Source organism: Candidatus Erwinia haradaeae (assembly GCF_900699015.1).
GTDB lineage: Bacteria > Pseudomonadota > Gammaproteobacteria > Enterobacterales > Enterobacteriaceae > Erwinia_E > Erwinia_E haradaeae_E.
The window spans coordinates 484,339-504,051 of record NZ_LR217737.1; the positions used below are offsets into that span (position 1 = coordinate 484,339).

Annotated in this window: 9 protein-coding genes; 4 read left to right on the forward strand and 5 right to left on the reverse strand. The window is 31.9% G+C overall.

Going from position 1 to position 19,713, the window contains the following annotated elements:
- Nucleotides 1–44 precede the first annotated feature (44 nt).
- Nucleotides 45–2,627: a leucine--tRNA ligase gene (gene leuS, locus ERCIPICE3303_RS01445; protein WP_157991295.1), complete on the reverse strand. Its 2,583-nt coding sequence runs from the start codon at nucleotides 2,625–2,627 to the stop codon at nucleotides 45–47.
- Between the two features lie 1,945 nt (nucleotides 2,628–4,572).
- On the opposite strand from leuS, the gene ligA reads away from it, so the two are divergent.
- Nucleotides 4,573–6,381: an NAD-dependent DNA ligase LigA gene (gene ligA / locus ERCIPICE3303_RS01450; protein WP_157990971.1), complete on the forward strand. Its 1,809-nt coding sequence runs from the start codon at nucleotides 4,573–4,575 to the stop codon at nucleotides 6,379–6,381.
- A 1,445-nt stretch (nucleotides 6,382–7,826) separates the two neighbouring features.
- Nucleotides 7,827–10,181: an endopeptidase La gene (lon, locus tag ERCIPICE3303_RS01455; RefSeq protein ID WP_157990972.1), complete on the forward strand. Its 2,355-nt coding sequence runs from the start codon at nucleotides 7,827–7,829 to the stop codon at nucleotides 10,179–10,181.
- Between the two features lie 319 nt (nucleotides 10,182–10,500).
- Here the strand turns inward: lon and rpoD are convergent, their stop codons facing one another.
- The 3 genes from rpoD to rpsU form a co-directional block, all read right to left on the reverse strand.
- Complete coding sequence (rpoD, locus tag ERCIPICE3303_RS01460) at nucleotides 10,501–12,339, reverse strand: RNA polymerase sigma factor RpoD (protein WP_157990973.1); 1,839 nt, start codon at nucleotides 12,337–12,339, stop codon at nucleotides 10,501–10,503.
- A gap of 264 nt (nucleotides 12,340–12,603) precedes the next feature.
- Nucleotides 12,604–14,346 carry a DNA primase gene (dnaG, locus tag ERCIPICE3303_RS01465; protein WP_157991296.1) on the reverse strand — a complete coding sequence of 581 codons (1,743 nt, stop codon included), beginning with the start codon at nucleotides 14,344–14,346 and terminating at the stop codon, nucleotides 12,604–12,606.
- A gap of 139 nt (nucleotides 14,347–14,485) precedes the next feature.
- Nucleotides 14,486–14,701, reverse strand: coding sequence for a 30S ribosomal protein S21 (rpsU, locus tag ERCIPICE3303_RS01470; RefSeq protein WP_157990974.1), 216 nt, complete (start codon nucleotides 14,699–14,701; stop codon nucleotides 14,486–14,488).
- 323 nt (nucleotides 14,702–15,024) lie between these two features.
- Between rpsU and tsaD the strand changes: the two genes are divergently transcribed.
- Nucleotides 15,025–16,041: a tRNA (adenosine(37)-N6)-threonylcarbamoyltransferase complex transferase subunit TsaD gene (tsaD, locus tag ERCIPICE3303_RS01475; protein ID WP_157991297.1), complete on the forward strand. Its 1,017-nt coding sequence runs from the start codon at nucleotides 15,025–15,027 to the stop codon at nucleotides 16,039–16,041.
- Between the two features lie 672 nt (nucleotides 16,042–16,713).
- Nucleotides 16,714–17,070, forward strand: coding sequence for a dihydroneopterin aldolase (folB, locus tag ERCIPICE3303_RS01480; protein ID WP_157990975.1), 357 nt, complete (start codon nucleotides 16,714–16,716; stop codon nucleotides 17,068–17,070).
- Between the two features lie 295 nt (nucleotides 17,071–17,365).
- Here folB and argS read toward each other — a convergent pair whose 3' ends face one another.
- On the reverse strand, nucleotides 17,366–19,099 hold the full coding sequence (argS, locus tag ERCIPICE3303_RS01485) for an arginine--tRNA ligase (RefSeq protein WP_157990976.1): 1,734 nt from the start codon (nucleotides 19,097–19,099) through the stop codon (nucleotides 17,366–17,368).
- Nucleotides 19,100–19,713: the final 614 nt, after the last annotated feature.

Consider the following 19,713-nt stretch of genomic DNA (forward strand, 5'->3'; position numbering starts at 1 on the left):
GTATCGAGAGTTTTAAGTTGTTCATTATATCAAATTTCTTGATCTTAGTTAAGTACTAGATTAAGTAGTTTACCTGGTATATAAATGATTTTTCGGATCGTTGAATAACGAATATATTTTTTTACACAGGGGTTTTTTATAGCGAGAGCTTGAATTTGCGTTTGAGTTGCTTCTGAATCGACGAAAATTCTTCCTCTTATTTTACTATTTACTTGAATAACTATGGTTAAGTGGTTGTTTTTTAGCACTTCTGGTTCTGCTTGTGGCCATGGAGCGAAATCTATGTTTCCAAATCCGCCTAGCTCTTTCCATAAAATAAAACAGATATGTGGGGTAAATGGATTCAACATTCGTATTATAACTAATAACGCTTCTTGAGTTAAGGCCCGATCTTGATCTGTATCTTGTGCTGCATTTTCTAACTTATTAAAAAGTATCATTATAGCTGAAATTGCTGTGTTAAATGTTTGACGACGTCCGATATCATCGGATACCTTACTAATGGTGTAATGGAGAACGTGGCGTAATGCTTTTTGTTGATTATTTAATGTATTGCAGTTTAGGAGAATGGTGTTTCCTTGATTAATATGTTTTCGAGTAAATCTCCACACTCGTTTGAGAAAACGATATGCCCCCTCAACTCCAGAATTTTTCCATTCTAATGGCATGTTGACTGGTGCGGCAAACATTATAAACAGACGGATGGTATCAGCACCATAACGGTCTACCATTACTTGTATATCTACCCCATTTTTTTTAGACTTTGACATTTTAGTCATACCAGCATAGACTAATTTTTGTCCATTCTTATCGAAAGCTGCAGTAACTTGTCCTTTAATATCACGTTCAATAATCACATTATGAGGCTCTATCCAATAATGTTCACCATGATTACCAGTTCGATAGAATGCATCAGATAAAACCATGCCTTGACACAAAAGACGTTTAGCAGGTTCATTAGAACTGACTAATCCTGCATCACGAAGTAGTTTATGGAAAAAACGAAAATAAAGAAGATGCATGATAGCATGCTCGATTCCGCCTATATATTGATCTACTGGTAACCAATAGTTTGCAGCTGAGGGGTCTAACATTCCTTTGGAATAACCTGGACAGGTATAACGTGCATAGTACCAAGATGACTCAATAAAAGTATCAAAGGTATCAGTTTCTCGTAGAGCTGGCTGGCCATTAAAAGAAGTCTGTGCCCACTTTGAATTTGTTTTAATGGGACTAACAAGCCCATTCATAACTAAATCTTCTGGCAAGATAACAGGAAGTTTATCCTCAGGAACCGGAATCGTAGTGCCATTTTGCAACGTGAGCATTGGGATTGGTGTGCCCCAATATCGTTGACGTGATACGCTCCAATCACGTAGACGGTATTTCACCATTTTTTTGCTAACACCTTTTTTGATTAATTGACTCTGTATAGCCTTAGTGGCGTCATCGAATGATAATTCATTAAACTCACCTGAGTTACAGAGTACCCCTTTATCTGTCATTGCGGATTTCTTTAAATCAGGAATTTGACCATTAGAATTAAGGATGACAGCTTTAATTTTTATATGATATTTCGTAGCAAACTCCCAATCAGTTTGGTTGTGGGCTGGAGCGGCCATAATCGCACCTGTTGCATATTCCGTATGGACATAATTGGCAACCCAAATGGGTAATTTTTTCCCTGTTAATGGATGCTCTGCAAATAAATTAGTATTCATACCTTTTTTTTCTAATTTAACTAAGTTAGACTCAGACATGTTAGTTGGTTGGCAATTAGAAACAAAGATTTGAAGTGCTGGGTTTTTGATAGACAGTTGATTAACTATAGGATGATTAACTGCTACTGCAAGATAGGTAACACCCATTAAGGTATCAAGACGGGTTGTATACACACACAATGTTTCTTTTTGATGTAAAATATGAAATTTAATTTCAGTCCCTTCAGAGCGCCCAATCCAGTTTCGCTGCATTGTTTTGACTTGTTCTGGCCAACCATCTAATTGATTGAGATTATTAAGTAACTCTTCAGCATAGTTCGTTATTTTAATAAACCACTGTGGAACGTCTTGAAGTTCGATTTTAGAGTGACAACGCCAGCAAGAACCATTAATAACTTGTTCATTAGCTAATACTGTCATGTCATGCGGACACCAATTTACTTTTGCAGTTTTTTTATAAACTAAACCTTTCTGATATAACTTAGTAAAGAACCACTGCTCCCAACGATAATATTCTGGTTGACAAGTAGTAATTTCACGACTCCAATCATAACTAAATCCTAGTGATTTAATCTGAATTTTCATGTAGTCAATATTAGTGCGAGTCCAAGATGATGGTTTAGTATGATTTTCTACCGCAGCTCCTTCAGCCGGTAAGCCAAAAGCGTCCCATCCAATAGGTTGTAGTACATTTTTACCTAACATTCGCTGATAACGTGCAATTACATCTCCAATAGTATAATTACGTACATGGCCCATATGTAGATGACCAGATGGATAAGGCAGCATGGAGAGACAGTAGTACTTTTCCTTGTCTTCTTTTTCAGACACTTGAAATGTTTTGTTTTCTTCCCAATATTTTTGGACAAGAGATTCTATCTCTTGTGGGTCATATTGCTCTTCCATCAATCTCGTAATCCCTTTTTAGTAAAGTTTAAATAAACTATTATATTCTATATTATTTATCTGTAGTATTCTTTGATCAAGTATCTACTAAAATTGTCTACTAATTTTATTAAAAACTGCTGTAGCAGTAATGTTATTTATTCTTTATCATCAAATCTCTTTTTATGACATAAAATCATAGATCTATATCATTATTTAATGTAATAGATTATAGTCTCTAAATTTTAAGTATTGATGGAATATAATCCAGTGAATAATTTTATTTTTCTTATATCTATAGACTCATTTTTATAAGATAAAATACTTTTATTATTAAAATAATATTGAAGATTTGATAATATCAGTCGTGTCTTAATTTGGTTACTAGCTTAAGTTATGTCATAATTTTATTTATTTGATTCCTCTTCTCTAAGAGATCATTTATTGTAAAAGACCAATAGTATCAGTATATTTCATCAACAAATTTAATTGAGATTAATGAAGCGATTTATGATAAAGTGAAAAAATTAGAACCTTTAGACTAGGTAATAGTCTAATTAAAAGAATAATGAACAATACAGAAAGTTGTAGTGTGAACGATTATTTCAGATCAAAATCTAAAACTATATAAAATATTTATCTTCTTATTTTTTATTATTTTAAAATAATTAAAAGTTAGTTCATTCGCTCTTCGAGATATAGATAATATGAGAGAAAGATCTAAATATTATAAGATTAGTGTGTTATACAGATAATTTTTAGTGGGGTGGAAATGATATAGTACTATTATTTACTTTATTGATAATTAAAATATCTATAATATATAGGTTAATAGTATAATAGTCATATTTTATCATTATTATAGGTTGTTGATGATAAAGAGAACTTTAACAAATAATGTGTAATGTTAAACACTAGAAGGTAATTATGTAATTCAATGAAAGATATACATGTATAAGATTAGTTTGGCTTTGCGAATTTTTAGTTAAATATGTAATTATAATAATTTTATAACTGTTGTAAGTATAGAGTAGTTCTTATGTCTGATTATAATATTTTATTTTCTATGAACATAAAAGGATCGGTTATTAATATTAGCTATCTTGTATCTATACTCTTTCATGATAAACATAAACCATAGATAAAAAGAAAGATATACATATTTGAAATATTTCATTAGAGTAAAAGATCGATTTTGTATATTAATAATGATTGGTGTATTCATTGTAAAGATCGTTATTATATTATAATATTTCTTTATGAAAGACAAGAAGATTACTGATGTTAAACTGAAATTGACCTGATTCCTAATATACTATGTAATTAAATATTAATTAAGATGATCTCTTCATTTATTTTTATAAGAAATAAATTTCTATATTATTAGAATAAGAATTAGATAGTGATTGAGTGAGAATAGGGATGTTTAATTTGTCAGTTTTTTATAAACGAGGGAAAATTAGTATTTAATGAATGATTTAAAAAAACTCACTTTAATACGTTTGTATAAGATTCACTATATGTGATATATCAACTTTCTTTCAGACAATATCATGAATATCTAATTTGAATTTATAGGAAAGTACTTTATAGCAAATTTAATATAAAAACCATATTATATTAAATATTATTTAGGATAAATTATAGACAATCATATATCATTAGTTCGATCTATATAAAGATTGTTCTTCTCTTAATAATTAAGATATAATAATTATATTCTTGACTAAATAACTACTAATTATAGTAAAAATTTATTACTAAATATGTCGATATTTATAATATTTGAAAGAAATGACAAGATAATTATGCTCTTAGTAAGATAATTAGATAATGATTATCTCAAGAAAAATTTTTGTGAACGTCATAAAATTAGATAATATCTTTTTATTGGCATTTTGAATCACTAAGTTTAGTTTTTTGATATTATTCATAGTGATATTACTTGTAGTAATGGTGTTACATGATGGATTCCATAAAAGATCAAATTACTAATCTTCAGATCCTTCTGCGTTATTATCAATACCAATACCATATAATGGATCAATCAGAAGTGCCAGATTTTGAATATGATAAGCTCATAGATGAACTACGTAGTTTGGAAGCCAAATATCCACAATTTATTACAGTTAACTCGCCTACTCAGTGTGTAGGTGCCCCTATAATTTCGTTAAATGATGTAAAAAAGGTATATCATGAAGTACCGATGTTATCGTTAGATAATGTTATGGACAAACACAGTTATCTAGCTTTTCATAAACGCATAGAGAATGAGTTACAAAATTCTGACCCAATAACATTTTGTTGTGAATTAAAATTTGATGGTCTTGCAGTGAGTTTACTATACGAACAAGGCAAGTTAGTGATGGCTTCTACTCGTGGAGATGGCCATAATGGAGAAAACATTACTAATAATATACGAACGATAAGATCAATCCCATCTGATTTAAAGGGGGTGAATATTCCAGATCGGCTCGAAGTTCGGGGAGAAGCGTTTATGTTACTTTCATCTTTTAAAAAAATGAATGATGAAGCGCTTTTTAGTGGTCATAAAGTTTTTTCTAATCCTCGTAATGCTGCCGCTGGATCATTACGCCAAACAGACCCTCGTGTTACAATCAAACGTCAACTTAGTTTTATTTGCTACGGACTGGGATTAGTGGAAGGAGGAAAAGTATCCACTAGCCATATAGAGTGTTTACAACAATTCCAAAATTGGGGGTTGCCAGTTAGTGAATATACACGTCTTTGCTTTACTACAAATGAAATATTAAAATATTATCATCAAATACAGGTTAGCCGTCCATTACTTGACTATGAGATTGACGGCATAGTAATTAAAATAGACAATTTATTATTACAAAAGCAGTTAGGTTCTATTACTCGGACTCCTCGATGGGCAGTAGCGTTTAAATTTCCAGCGCAAGAGCAAATCACAATCGTTCGTGACATAGAGTTCCAAGTTGGTCGAACTGGGGTTCTTACTCCAGTGGCAAAATTAGATCCAGTTCATATTTCTGGAGTAATAGTCAGTAGTGCTACTTTACATAACACTAGCGCACTGCATAGATTAGGACTCAAGATTGGGGATAGTGTTATTGTACGTAGATCTGGTGATGTTATACCTCAGATTATTAGTATAACTAATAGAAGCTCTAGTGGATTGTCAGTTATTATTCCGACTTCTTGTCCTGCATGTGGATCTGTTTTGCAGTATTTAAAGGGGAAAATAGGAATACGTTGTACAAATGGGCTTGTTTGTAGCGCCCAACTTAAAGCGGCTTTAAAACATTTTGTATCACGAAGAGCACTGAATGTGCGTGGAATAGGTATAAGAATTATCACTCAATTAGTTGATAAAAAATATGTTACCACTTTATCTGATTTATTTTTTCTAAAGGTCAACCAGTTGACTGAGATTGAGCATATCGGGCCTATAACAGCACAAAAATTGATAAATGAATTGGAGAAAGCGAAAAAAACTACTTTTTCTCGCTTCTTGTATGCTCTTGGAATTAGTCAAATTGGACAGACAACTTCAGATAATCTTGTAGCGTATTTTGGAACTTTAGATACACTAATTCAGGCTAATATAGATGACTTGACAGAAGTAGATGGTATAGGAACAGTTGTTGCTAACCGAATACGAAATTTTCTAGATGAAAAAAATAATCGTCAAGTGATTCGAATATTGGTAGATGATATTGGAATTCACTGGACCCCGATAGTAGGATCGTTTCAAAAAACATCTAGTAGAAAATCATTATTAAAATAATGTAATGTCGATATTTTATTTAATTATCTTGATCGTATACAAATTGAAAATTCTAAATATATAACGTTATGCTTAATTTTATTATCTATAAAAATAGAGTTGGATTAAAAGTTAAAAAGATTCTAATGTATGAACAAGAAATATAATATATAAGTCAAGTTTTAAACTCTCAATAGAGAGTGTATATTTAGAGACTAATATATAATTTATTTTCAATCCTAAACAGTAATTAATTTTAACATCTTTATTCATAACCAACACATTAGTTTTTCTTATATGTTCTTTTTATGTTTACTGTTTGTAAGTGTATTTATAAGGATTTTCTTAATTTTAATCATATCCTAATTAACAGATATGAGAATTACTGAGAGGTTTTTAAAAATACTGGATAGGTATCTTGTATAATTTTCTTCTCATTAGAGAATGAATGATCAATATCTTTGCCATTCTCTTCACGAAGTAGTAACATTGGCAAGCAAAATTTAACATAACTATTTATATAGTATAGAATACTTTATTTTAGTAAATATAAGTTGAATGCATGTAATTCTCGATTAGTCAGCCTATTTAAAATAAAACTAGGATCTTATGATGAATCATCTTACTAATCAAAAATTTTAGTGACTATACAAGAAAAGAATTTATTAGAGTAATGTTGTTTATACATCAGATCATATTAAAAAAATACAAGGATGAATTATATATCTGATAGATATCTAAAATTAAGTTATAATAACAATATTTTAGAATAAAAGATAAATTTATATAATAACAAGATCATTCATCAATTTATTCATCTATGATTATATCAATGAATATTTAGATCCATTAACAGATAGTTGTATCTGAGAAATGTGAAGATATAGAGTTAGTAGAAATCAAAAGTGATAAATTGAGTATTCTACGAGAATATGTTTAATATTAGATTAAACATGATAGAAGATAAACTATACAACCCTATGAAAGAGGAAGATGAGGGTTGATATCACATAGAGCAACAATTCAACTCTTATATATATTGAGATTAATGTTTTGATTGTTATCACTGAAAAGTCAGTATGACTGAGTTATTAATTAAGTATAGATATAATCATTAATTATGTATCATTAGATAATATAGTAAAAGTAATGTATGTAATAAATGTGATTGTTAGAGATCATTTAATATGTTTATTAGATGTATTTTTTATAAATTCCGAATTCTATTAAAATAGTATACCATTTACATTAATAGTAGACAGAATCTTATTATAACTACTAATGATTCTTACTAGAAGGTGGAAAAAAATTCTCCTTAGTTCCTTTCTCTTTACTTTAATGTTGAATCTATTAAATTCATCCCAATATACCTATATACTTGTTGATTCAATTGGATTAAAACCTTATTTTTTATATTTTTGCAGTCCTGCTTTACTCAGGCTAAAATTAAACTAAGAGAGAGCTCTATGAATCCTGAGCGTATTAATCATATTGAAATCCCTGTTCTACCCTTACGGGATGTGGTTGTGTATCCGCATATGGTGATTCCGTTATTTGTTGGTCGAGAAAAGTCTATTTGCTGTCTTGAAACTGCTATTGATCATGATAATAAGATCATGTTAGTTGCACAAAAGGAGGCTTCGACAGATAATCCTAGTATTCAGGATCTATTTTCAGTTGGTACTGTTGCTTCTGTTTTGCAGATGTTAAAGTTACCTGATGGCACAGTAAAAGTACTTGTTGAGGGTTTGCAGCGTGCTCATATAACAACATTATCTGATAATGGTGATCATTTTACGGCGAAGGCAGAGTATCTTATTTCTCCCAAGATTGAAGAACGTGAACAAGAAGTATTGGTACGAACTGCGATTAATCAATTTGAAGGATATATTAAGCTGAATAAAAAAATTCCACCCGAAGTATTGACGTCTATCAATAATATTGATGATGCAGCACGTCTAGCAGATACTGTTGCCGCACACATGCCTCTAAAGTTAGCGGATAAACAATCAGTATTAGAAATGTCAGACGTTAGTGAACGTTTAGAGTACTTAATGGCTATGATGGAATCAGGGATTGATTTATTAGAGGTTGAAAAACGAATTCGTTCTCGTGTTAAGAAACAAATGGAAAAAAGTCAACGTGAATACTATCTAAATGAACAGATGAAAGCGATTCAGAAAGAATTAGGTGAGATGGATGAGTCTCCTGATGAACATGAAACATTAAGGCGCAAGATTGATGGATCTAAAATGCCGAAAGAAGCTAGGGAGAAAACTGAATCTGAATTGCAAAAATTAAAAATGATGTCTCCTATGTCAGCAGAAGCAACGGTAGTTCGTGGATATATTGACTGGATGATTCAAGTTCCATGGCATACTCGTAGCAAGGTAAAGAAAGACCTAAGAAAGGCGCAAGAAACTTTAGATGTAGATCACTTTGGTTTGGAGAGTGTTAAAGATCGAATTCTTGAATACTTAGCTGTACAGAATCGAGTGAATAAAGTAAAAGGACCGATTCTATGTTTAGTTGGACCGCCTGGTGTAGGTAAAACTTCTTTGGGTCAATCTGTTGCTAAAGCCACTGGAAGAAAATATATAAGGATGGCATTGGGAGGAATTCGAGATGAAGCAGAAATTCGAGGACATCGTCGTACGTATATTGGATCTATGCCTGGAAAATTAATTCAGAAAATGGCAAAAGTAGGAGTAAAAAATCCATTATTTTTGTTAGATGAAATTGATAAGATGTCATCAGACATGCGTGGAGATCCTTCGTCCGCGCTTCTGGAAGTGCTTGATCCAGAACAAAATGTATCTTTCAATGATCATTATCTAGAAGTCGATTATGATTTATCTGATGTGATGTTTTTTGCAACATCTAATTCCATGAATATTCCTGCTCCACTACTTGATCGAATGGAAGTAATTCGTTTGTCTGGATATACAGAAGATGAAAAACTTAATATTGCTAAAAAACATCTTTTAGAAAAGCAAATGGGACGGCATGCTTTAAAGGAGAACGAATTAACTATTAATGAAAGTGCCATCATTAGCATTATTCGTTACTATACACGTGAAGCTGGTGTACGTAATCTAGAGCGTGAGTTGTCAAAGTTATGTAGGAAAGCAGTTAAAACTTTGCTCATGAGAAAATCTATTAAACATATTTCAATTAATGCTGATAATTTAAAAGATTATCTTGGTATACAACGTTATAATTATGGTCGTGCTGATAACCAAGATCGAGTAGGACAAGTAACAGGCCTTGCATGGACGGAGGTAGGTGGTGATTTATTAACTATAGAAACAGTGTGTGTTCCGGGTCAAGGTAAGTTAACTTACACAGGTTCTCTTGGAGAAGTTATGCAGGAATCAATTCAAGCTGCATTAACAGTTGTTCGAGCTCGGTCACAAAAACTAGGAATCAAGAGTAATTTTTATGAGAAACAAGATATTCATGTTCATGTTCCAGAAGGAGCAACACCAAAAGATGGGCCGAGTGCAGGTATTGCAATGTGCACTGCACTAGTTTCTTGTCTTACTGACAACCCAGTTCGAGCTGATGTTGCTATGACTGGTGAAATTACCTTGAGAGGGCAAATTTTACCTATTGGTGGATTGAAAGAAAAACTCTTAGCAGCCCATCGGGGAGGCATTAAAACAGTGCTTATTCCAAATGAAAATAAGCGTGATCTTGAAGATATTCCAGAAAATATCATTGCTGATATTGAGATCAAGCTAGTAATATGTATAGAGGAAGTGCTAAATTATGCACTACAACATGTATATCTAACGGATGGTCTTCTCTACAACATATAACTCTGCTAAAATATATGTATATTATTCTGAAATATCTCCTATAAATATAAATTTATAGATAAATTAAACAATACGGAGACTGAGTAACTAGTTCATACAATTTTTATAGCAAAAAATTAGAGTTCTATAATCATTTAATTTGACATAAATTATATACTATTGTAATAAGCTTGATAACTTATTATTGATAAAGTTATAAACATATCACTTTATCTATTTTGAATCGTATAACAAAATAAAAAATACTGAAAGCAGTATTTGTACCATATTATCGATAAGTCTCTATAATAGAGCATCTTACTTTACTTTAAATAGTAATTTAATCATCTAGAAAACTTTTAAGAACTTCTGAGCGACTAGGATGACGTAGTTTACGAAGAGCTTTTGCCTCAATTTGTCGGATTCGCTCACGTGTAACATCAAATTGTTTTCCAACTTCTTCTAAGGTATGATCAGTATTCATATCAATACCAAAACGCATCCGTAAAACTTTAGCTTCACGTGCAGTTAAACCAGATAAAACTTCATGAGTCGCTGAACGTAGACTTTCAGAAGTTGCAGATTCTAATGGGAGCTCTAGTGTAGTATCTTCAATAAAATCACCAAGATGTGAATCTTCATCATCTCCAATTGGAGATTCCATCGAGATTGGTTCCTTGGCAATTTTCATGACTTTTCGGATCTTGTCTTCTGGGATCATTAGCCGTTCAGCTAATTCTTCTGCCGTAGGTTCTCGTCCTATTTCTTGTAATATCTGTCGTGAGATTCGATTGAGTTTATTAATAGTCTCAATCATATGAACTGGAATACGAATAGTACGCGCTTGATCTGCGATAGAACGAGTAATAGCTTGTCGAATCCACCACGTAGCATAAGTTGAAAATTTATAACCACGTCGATATTCAAATTTATCGACTGCTTTCATAAGACCAATATTACCTTCTTGAATTAAATCTAGAAATTGTAGCCCACGATTAGTATATTTTTTAGCAATAGATATAACTAGACGTAGATTTGCTTCTACCATTTCTTTCTTCGCTCGGCGAGCTTTTGCCTCGCCGATAGACATGCGACGGTTAATATCTTTTACTTGTTCAATGGTAAGCCCAGTTTCATCTTCAATTTGCTGCAGTTTTTGTAGGCTTTGCTCCACATCATCTGAAACGTCTTTCAGTTTTTCTGACCATCGTTTATTCATATCTATGGCGGCTTTAAACCATATTCCATTTGTTTCATGTCCAGAAAACATAGTTATAAAATGTTTCTTTGGCATTTTACATAAATCAACACATAACTTAATAATCATGCGTTCTTGAGTCCGAACACGATCCATCATTATACGCATACTATTGACTAATAAATCAAATTGCTTCGGTACAAGACGGAATTGTTTAAAGACATCTGATAAGTTTTGGATTTCTTCGAGAGATTCAATATGATTTCTGGTTCTCATTTTAATTACAGAACGGGTCATTTCATATTGATGACGTAAGTCAGTAAATTTTTCACTTGCTAGTTCAACATCGATACTATTCTCATCATCGACATCGTTATCGCTAGTTTCTTCCTCTTCATCATCTTCATGACTGTCTATAGATAGTTCATGCCCTATATGAACGGTAGTCGCAGAAATATCCTCTTCTACATTAGGATCAACGAAACCAGTAATCAAATCAGATAGACGAGCTTCTCCTGCTTGGACTCGATCATATTGTTCTAACAAGTATGTAATCGCTTCAGGATATTCGGCAACAGAGCACTGTACTTGATTAATTCCATCTTCAATACGTTTTGCGATATCTATTTCGCCCTCACGCGTTAATAATTCAACTGTACCCATCTCGCGCATATACATACGAACTGGATCAGTAGTGCGTCCAATTTCAGATTCAACACTAGATAATACTTGAGCGGCTGCTTCAGCAGCATCCTCATCAGCATCACTACTATTGTCATTTAACATTAACTCATCAACATCAGGCGCTTCCTCTACAACTTGAATGCCCATGTTATTAATCATCTGGATGATATCTTCGATCTGATCAGAGTCGATAATATCTTCCGGCAGATGGTCATTGACCTCAGCATAGGTAAGATAGCCTTGCTCCTTACCACGAGTAACGAGTAGCTTCAGCTGTGACTGCGGATTTTGCTCCATAAGACGATATCCATAATTCTTTAATTAGATTTCTTGGTTGACTAAGATCCCAAGAATAACAGTATGGGTCGTTGAGGTTATGGTCATGACCCGTTATGATACTTTTAGTTGCAAGTAAACATGTAGTGCAATGAAATCCATTGGATTCTATTATAAAAATATTACTTGCTATATTACTGAGTTAAGAAATGATTCTTGCTTATATTAATAGCTCTTTAACATGCATTGAACAAATAAGATCATATCGTAAGTTTTGTCTCTGTACTATTTTTTTAGAGCTTTGCTTATCTTCCATAGCATGCGCTTCTCCTTATCATTAAGTCCACTGGAACGATCATGAGCAATCAACTCTTCTAGTTTTCGTTCTAACGCATAATTATAAATGTTCGTTAGAGAATCAAGAAACATTGTTTCTACTTGCTCATCTATTATCATGTGGTTCCACATTACTAAGCTTTCAAGGTTATCGATAAATTTTGTACCTCGATATAGCTCTAATAATTGACCTGTGTTTAAATTAGGATGATTTAAACAGGTTTTAGCTAAATCGATAAATAATAGTATACCAGGTATTTCTAATGACTCTAATTTATCTAGATTTGGAACTGTTTTTACTAAATTCGGTTGGTGAATTAACAGACTAATTAATATTCGAATTGCAATGTGTTTGATTGATGGGTTTGCAATAGTTTCTTGATGTTTTTCTTTTTTTAAAAAAGACTTATCTAATTGACTTGCATCAAGTAAACCTAGTTGATTTCCAAGTTCTTGACGTACATAGAAACGTAAAGCAGTTCCTGATATCTGATGAATAAGAGGTAATGCTAAAGCACTAAGTCGGGCTCGACCTTCTGGAAATCTTAAATCTACTTTTGATATTAGTGTATTGAGCAAAAATCTGGAGAGAGGAGTCGCATTTTCCATACGTTGTTCAAATAACTGTTTACCTTCTTTACGTACTAAAGTGTCAGGATCTTCATTATCAGGTAGAAACATAAAATATAGGGAACGACCATCGTTCATATACGGTAAGCTAATGATTAGCATGCGCCAAGCTGCGTCGTATCCTGCTTTGTCGCCATCATAACAACAGATCACTGTCTCAGTTAATCGAAATAACAAATTTATATGTGCAGTTGTAGTAGAAGTTCCAAGAGATGCAACTGAATAATAGATACCAAATTGAGTGAGTGTCAGTACATCCATATAACCTTCAACTACTAATAATTTTTTTGGTTCAGGATTATTTCTTAGTGCTTCATATAAACCATATAGATAACGACCTTTGTGAAAAATCACTGTTTCAGGAGAATTTAGATATTTTGGTGTTTCATTCTTGATTGCTCTTCCTCCAAATCCAATTACCCGTCCTCTTGTATCATTAATAGGGAACATGATGCGTTCTCGAAATCGATCATAAGACCATTGCTGATTATTAGTAATTAACATACCTGAATTTATTAATAATTGACGATTGTAGGATGTGGTCCCAAAACGTTTTAAAACCTGGTTCCAGCCAGGTGCGGAAAATCCGATAGAAAAATACTGAATAATATTATGATTAACCCCTCTTTCTATAAGATATTTATATGCCTCTGATTCTGGTTGTGTCACCAAAAAATCATAATAAAATTTTCTTAATTCGTTCATTAATTGATATAAATCAGAACGTTGGTAACTTTCAATCTCTTTAGTCTTATTGCTTTGATTATGTGGAACTTCTAGACCATGGATACTTGCTAATTCCTCAATGCTTTCAGTGAAATTGAGATGTTCATAATGAATAAGGAAATCGATAACGTTACCATGAGCTCCACAACCAAAGCAGTGATAAAACTGCTTTTCACGATTTACAGTAAAAGAGGGGGTGTTGTCATTATGAAAAGGGCAGCATGCATGGTGGTTTTTACCTAGTTTTTTTAGTTTAATATGAGAGTTAATGAAATTAACGATATCTGTTCTTTCTAACAAATTTTTAATAAATAAAACTGGAATCCGCCCTGTCATAAGCCCATTACACATCCTCTATCATCTTATCTTGATTATTTCTCTATGATTCAAGAGAACTAATACGTGCTTCTTTAAGAGAAGCACGGCTTAGAAAATACATTTTATTTTTAAATTTTCAGATAAATCTTCTAATTAATTAATAAAGACGCGCGCGACGTATATTTTCACGTACTAGTTTTTTTGCATAACGTTTTACTGCAGATGCTTGGGCTCGTTTACGCTCAGTAGTTGGTTTTTCATAAAATTCACGACGACGGACTTCGGCCAATACTCCTGCTTTTTCACAAGAGCGTTTAAATCGACGTAGTGCGATATCGAATGGTTCATTTTCACGTACTTTGATCACCGGCATGTACTTCTCACCTCAAAACATTTAGTTGTTATTTATTTTAAGACAATATTAATAAATTGTTGTAATTGACTCTAACATAGGTTGTATTATAAGACAATATAGTATCATATGTCTCATAGACAAGTCTGATTATCAGTAAACGATTTATCTATAGATAATATTTTATATGAATATTAGGTTAAATAAACGTAATTTTTAGACTAAACAAGGCCTTAGCAGCTCTATAAAATTAAATGAAAAGACCTGCTATTTTCGCTATAATTTTGTTGTGCCATATAGATCAGATCTTTATGGTTGACGTTAAAATAAAAAGAGAACAACTTATGCGTGTACTTGGTATTGAAACATCCTGTGATGATACTGGTATTGCTATTTATGATTCTGATTTAGGACTACTGTCCAATCAACTTTATAGTCAAGCAAAACTACATTCTCATTATGGTGGTGTAGTTCCGGAATTAGCCTCTCGTGATCATATGAGTAAAATAGTGCCATTGATCCAGGCAGCTTTACAAGAATCAGGTTTAAATGGAAAAGATATTAATGCAGTCGCTTATACGGCCGGCCCTGGTCTCGTTGGTTCTTTGTTAGTAGGGGCCTGTATTGCTTGCTCACTGGCATTTTCTTGGAATGTTCCTTCCATCGCTATACATCATATGGAAGGTCATCTTCTTTCTCCTATGTTAGAAGAGGATCGACCATTGTTTCCATTTGTAGCATTATTGGTTTCTGGTGGTCATACTCAGTTAATAGCTGTCACGGATTTTGGTAAATATACTTTAATGGGACAGTCACTTGATGATGCAGCAGGAGAGGCATTTGATAAAACGGCTAAGCTTTTAGGATTAGGTTATCCAGGTGGACCGATATTATCTGATATGGCTCAACATGGTGTAAAGAATCGTTTTATTTTTCCTCGTCCAATGACTAAGAAACCTGGGTTAAATTTTAGTTTTTCTGGACTAAAGACCTGTGTAGCCCGTACTCTATGCAAGCATGATAATAGTAGACAAACATATTCAGATATCGCTTGTGCTTTTGAGGACGCAGTAGTTGATACATTATTAATAAAGTGTTGTAGGGCTTTAGATCAGACTGGTTTTAAGCGATTAGTGATTGCAGGTGGGGTTGGTGCAAATCGTGCATTGCGCAGAAAAATCAATAAGATTATTAAACAACGTGGGGAAAAGATTTTTTACGCTCGTCCAGAATTTTGCACTGATAATGGTGCCATGATTGCTTATGCAGGTATGATTCGTTTTAATAGCACAGTAATCGATTCTAACCTTGGTATTACCGTTCACCCTAAATGGTTGTTATCGGATTTGCCTTCAATCTAACATTATATTTTCGTTTGTTTCTATAGTAACATCATTCCATTCTTATGACTAAGATGGTTTGAATTAAAATAAAAGAGTTAATCGAATCTTATTTAATGTCCAATAAATATTGATTACACTATTTACTCAAAGAATAGGAATATGAATAGATATGAGTAGTAATATAGTAATAAAGTGCATAGAATTATATTCTACAAATAGTGGAATACATATATTTTATTGATAAATAAGTATTTTCTATTGAAAAATCATATTAAAGATGAATATTTATTATACATAAATAAAATTAATAGGATTGATTAGAGTTAGCTCTATAAGAACTAGAACAGGTATATTAATGGTTTCAACTAGAAGGAGAATCAGTCATTATAATGATTTATAGATACACTTGATCATTTCTTTACTTTTATTTTTTGATCTGAATAGATACTTAATAATTGATAGATGCATATATAGTTAATGCTAAGCGGATCTAAGATAAATCAAATAGTTAAAAACTATTGCATATTTTTTAATCATGATGATCACATAGATATATCAAGCTATGTATAAAAAATGATACTAATTAAAGTTAACAGATATCGTCTCATTTGGTTTAGAACTAATTGAATAATACAAATATCCTGTTTAGGATAAATTAAATAACTCATGATAGTCATAGAGAGATGGAGTATGGATATTTTATATATTGATCAACTAAGTATTATTACTACTATTGGAATTTATGATTGGGAAAAAATTATAAAACAAAAATTATTATTAAACGTAGACATGGAATGGGATCACCGTAAAGCAGCTTTAAGTGATGATATAAATGATTGTCTTAATTATTCTGATGTATCTAGAACGATTACTACCTTTGTTAGTCAAGGTAGATTTGCATTAATTGAACGTGTAGCAGAAGAAGTCGCAATGATGCTGCTTCATAATTACTCTTCTAAATGGGTTCGTATTAAAGTTAGTAAACCTGGTGCGGTATTGGAAGCACAACAAGTTGGCATTGTAATTGAACGGAGAAGAGAAAACTAACTAATATCTGATAATTCTACTTATAATATAGTTGAATTATTTTCATACATTTCATATGAGTTGAGTATGCACTAAATAACCGATTATATAGCTATATTTATTTTACGCATTGGTTTTTATTACTTCTTTAAATTATTAATAACAACTCTTAATTTTATATAGCTCTGCTTTAATTATCATGAGATCTTATGATCATCAGATCAATTTTTCTTTATCTATATATGTTGTATGAAGAAGAGATTTAGTACGTTGAATAGCCTAAATAAAATTTACTACTAGTGATTTGTTAATATATCTACATGTGTTCTACCGTATCAATGCCTAATAATCTTAACCCTGTTTTAATGGTTCTTGAAGTTAGTAGAGCTAAACGTAGATGGCTTTGTTGAGTTTTTTCGTCACTTGCATAAAGAATTGGACACTCCTCATAAAAGTTAGAAAAAAGACTTGCTAACTTATACAAATAAGAGCACATAAGATGTGGCATTCCATCAGAAGCTACTTGATTTATTATTTCATCGAACTGTAATAGACAGACAGCAAGATCTATTTCACGATGATGCACTATATTTGTTGAACCTCTTAACACTGTTTCTTTATTAATACGTGCTTTACGGAATAGTGATAGAACACGTGTAAAAGCATATTGTATATAAAGCGCGGTATTTCCTGTTAATGACAGCATCTGATTCCAATCGAATATATAGTTAGTCATACGATTTTTTGAGAGATCTGCATACTTTAATGCACCAATCCCGATAATACGGGCTAATTCCTGAATCTCTTTGTTAGGCATATCTGGATTTTTATCCGATACTATTTTAGTAGCACGATCTATAGCTTCATCTAGTAAGTAAGATAGTTTAATAGTATGACCACGACGGGTTTGAAAAGGTTTTCCATCCTGACCGAGCATCATGCCAAACATGTGATGCTCTAGTTGTAAATGTTCTGGGATATAACCGGCTTTACGTGCAATCGTCCAAGCTTGTAAAAGATGCTGATTTTGACGTGAATCAATATAATACAGAATACGATGAGCTTTAAGAGTTTCATAGCGGTATTTTACACAAGCAATATCAGTTGTGGTATAGAGATAACCACCATCTTTCTTTTGAATAATGACTCCAGATGCTTCATTGTTATCATTCTTATACTTGTCTAAGAACACTACAATCGCTCCTTGATTTTCTACCGCTAATCCTTGATCCTGAAGATCAGATACAATATCTGGCATCATATTATTATAGAAACTTTCTCCCATAATATCTTGATGGGTTAGGGTTATATTCATTCTATTATAGATGATCTGATTTTCTATCATAGTTATATCAACTAACTGTTGCCATATTCTTCGACAATATTCATTACCATTCTGTAATTTTACAACATAGTTACGAGCGCGTTCAGCAAATTTAAGATCATTATCATAGAGTTTTCTAGCGTTGCGATAAAATATATCTAGATCTGCCAGTTGAATATCTTTATGATTTTTATTTGTTTTTTCTTCTAAAAAAGCAATAAGCATGCCAAATTGAGTGCCCCAATCACCAATATGATTTGCTCGAATAACTTTATGTCCGAGGAACTCTAAAGTGCGAGCCATGGCATCACCGATAATTGTAGATCTTAGATGACCGACATGCATTTCCTTAGCTACGTTTGGTGAAGAGTAATCTATAACTATAGTCTGTTTATTATTCACCTTGATTCCAAGATTTTCTTCTTCTAAGATATTATCAATTTGTTCCGATAGCCACTGAGGATCAAGAAAAATATTAATAAATCCTGATCCAGCAATTTCAACTTTGTTAGTAAAATGATCTAAATTTAATTGACATAGAACTTTGTTTGCTAATTGTCGTGGCGATACATGAAGATTCTTGGCTAAAGCCATAATGCCATTTACTTGGTAATGTCCAAATTGTGTCCGTTCTGATCGACGAACTTGAGGATCGTAATATATTGAAGCACCTACCGAGATCATTGCACTACTAACTCTGCATTTAATTAAATTTTGAATATTCATTGTATCGCCTTAAAAGTTGAATTTTACATCAATTCATTAGAAAAAATTTACTTCATTCTTATGATAATAATCATATTGCTTTATAAATATTATCGGATACAGACAGTGGCGTTCCTATATTACCTTTAGATATTAGTGATCTTAGGAATTTAATCTATTATCGATTCTAGTCTAGACTGGTCTAATTAATGATTTTATATTTATTTTTTATTTTTTAGCGTTTCTTAAATCTTAAAATATTAATATTTTTATCTTTATTAACATATTTTGATTGTAGACAATAGATGATAGATTTTAATTAGATCACAGTTTGATACTCATGAAATATTATCTTAAAATTTTCCATTTTATATGTTATTCAACATAATTCTTTTATTCACACATATTTATTTTATTTCATGTGTTTTATAAGTGAAGTATTTTCAAACTATCTTTGAATATTAAAGATGAATAATATTGATATTGGTCTATTTTTATCCAAAAAATTTTAATCTAGATCATTTCTTTACCTCTAATCACTTGGTTTATTATATATATCTAGATATTATAAATTATTTTATAATTTTATATATGATAGGGTTAATAAGATTTAACTGACTTTATTATCGTATAAT

Excerpts from the sequence above, each read along its gene's own strand:
- leuS (WP_157991295.1), bottom strand. The coding sequence starts at position 2,627 with ATGGAAGAGCAATATGACCCACAAGAGATAGAATCTCTTGTCCAAAAA.
- ligA (WP_157990971.1), top strand. The coding sequence starts at position 4,573 with ATGGATTCCATAAAAGATCAAATTACTAATCTTCAGATCCTTCTGCGT.
- lon (WP_157990972.1), top strand. The coding sequence starts at position 7,827 with ATGAATCCTGAGCGTATTAATCATATTGAAATCCCTGTTCTACCCTTA.
- rpoD (WP_157990973.1), bottom strand. The coding sequence starts at position 12,339 with ATGGAGCAAAATCCGCAGTCACAGCTGAAGCTACTCGTTACTCGTGGT.
- dnaG (WP_157991296.1), bottom strand. The coding sequence starts at position 14,346 with ATGACAGGGCGGATTCCAGTTTTATTTATTAAAAATTTGTTAGAAAGA.
- rpsU (WP_157990974.1), bottom strand. The coding sequence starts at position 14,701 with ATGCCGGTGATCAAAGTACGTGAAAATGAACCATTCGATATCGCACTA.
- tsaD (WP_157991297.1), top strand. The coding sequence starts at position 15,025 with ATGCGTGTACTTGGTATTGAAACATCCTGTGATGATACTGGTATTGCT.
- folB (WP_157990975.1), top strand. The coding sequence starts at position 16,714 with ATGGATATTTTATATATTGATCAACTAAGTATTATTACTACTATTGGA.
- argS (WP_157990976.1), bottom strand. The coding sequence starts at position 19,099 with ATGAATATTCAAAATTTAATTAAATGCAGAGTTAGTAGTGCAATGATC.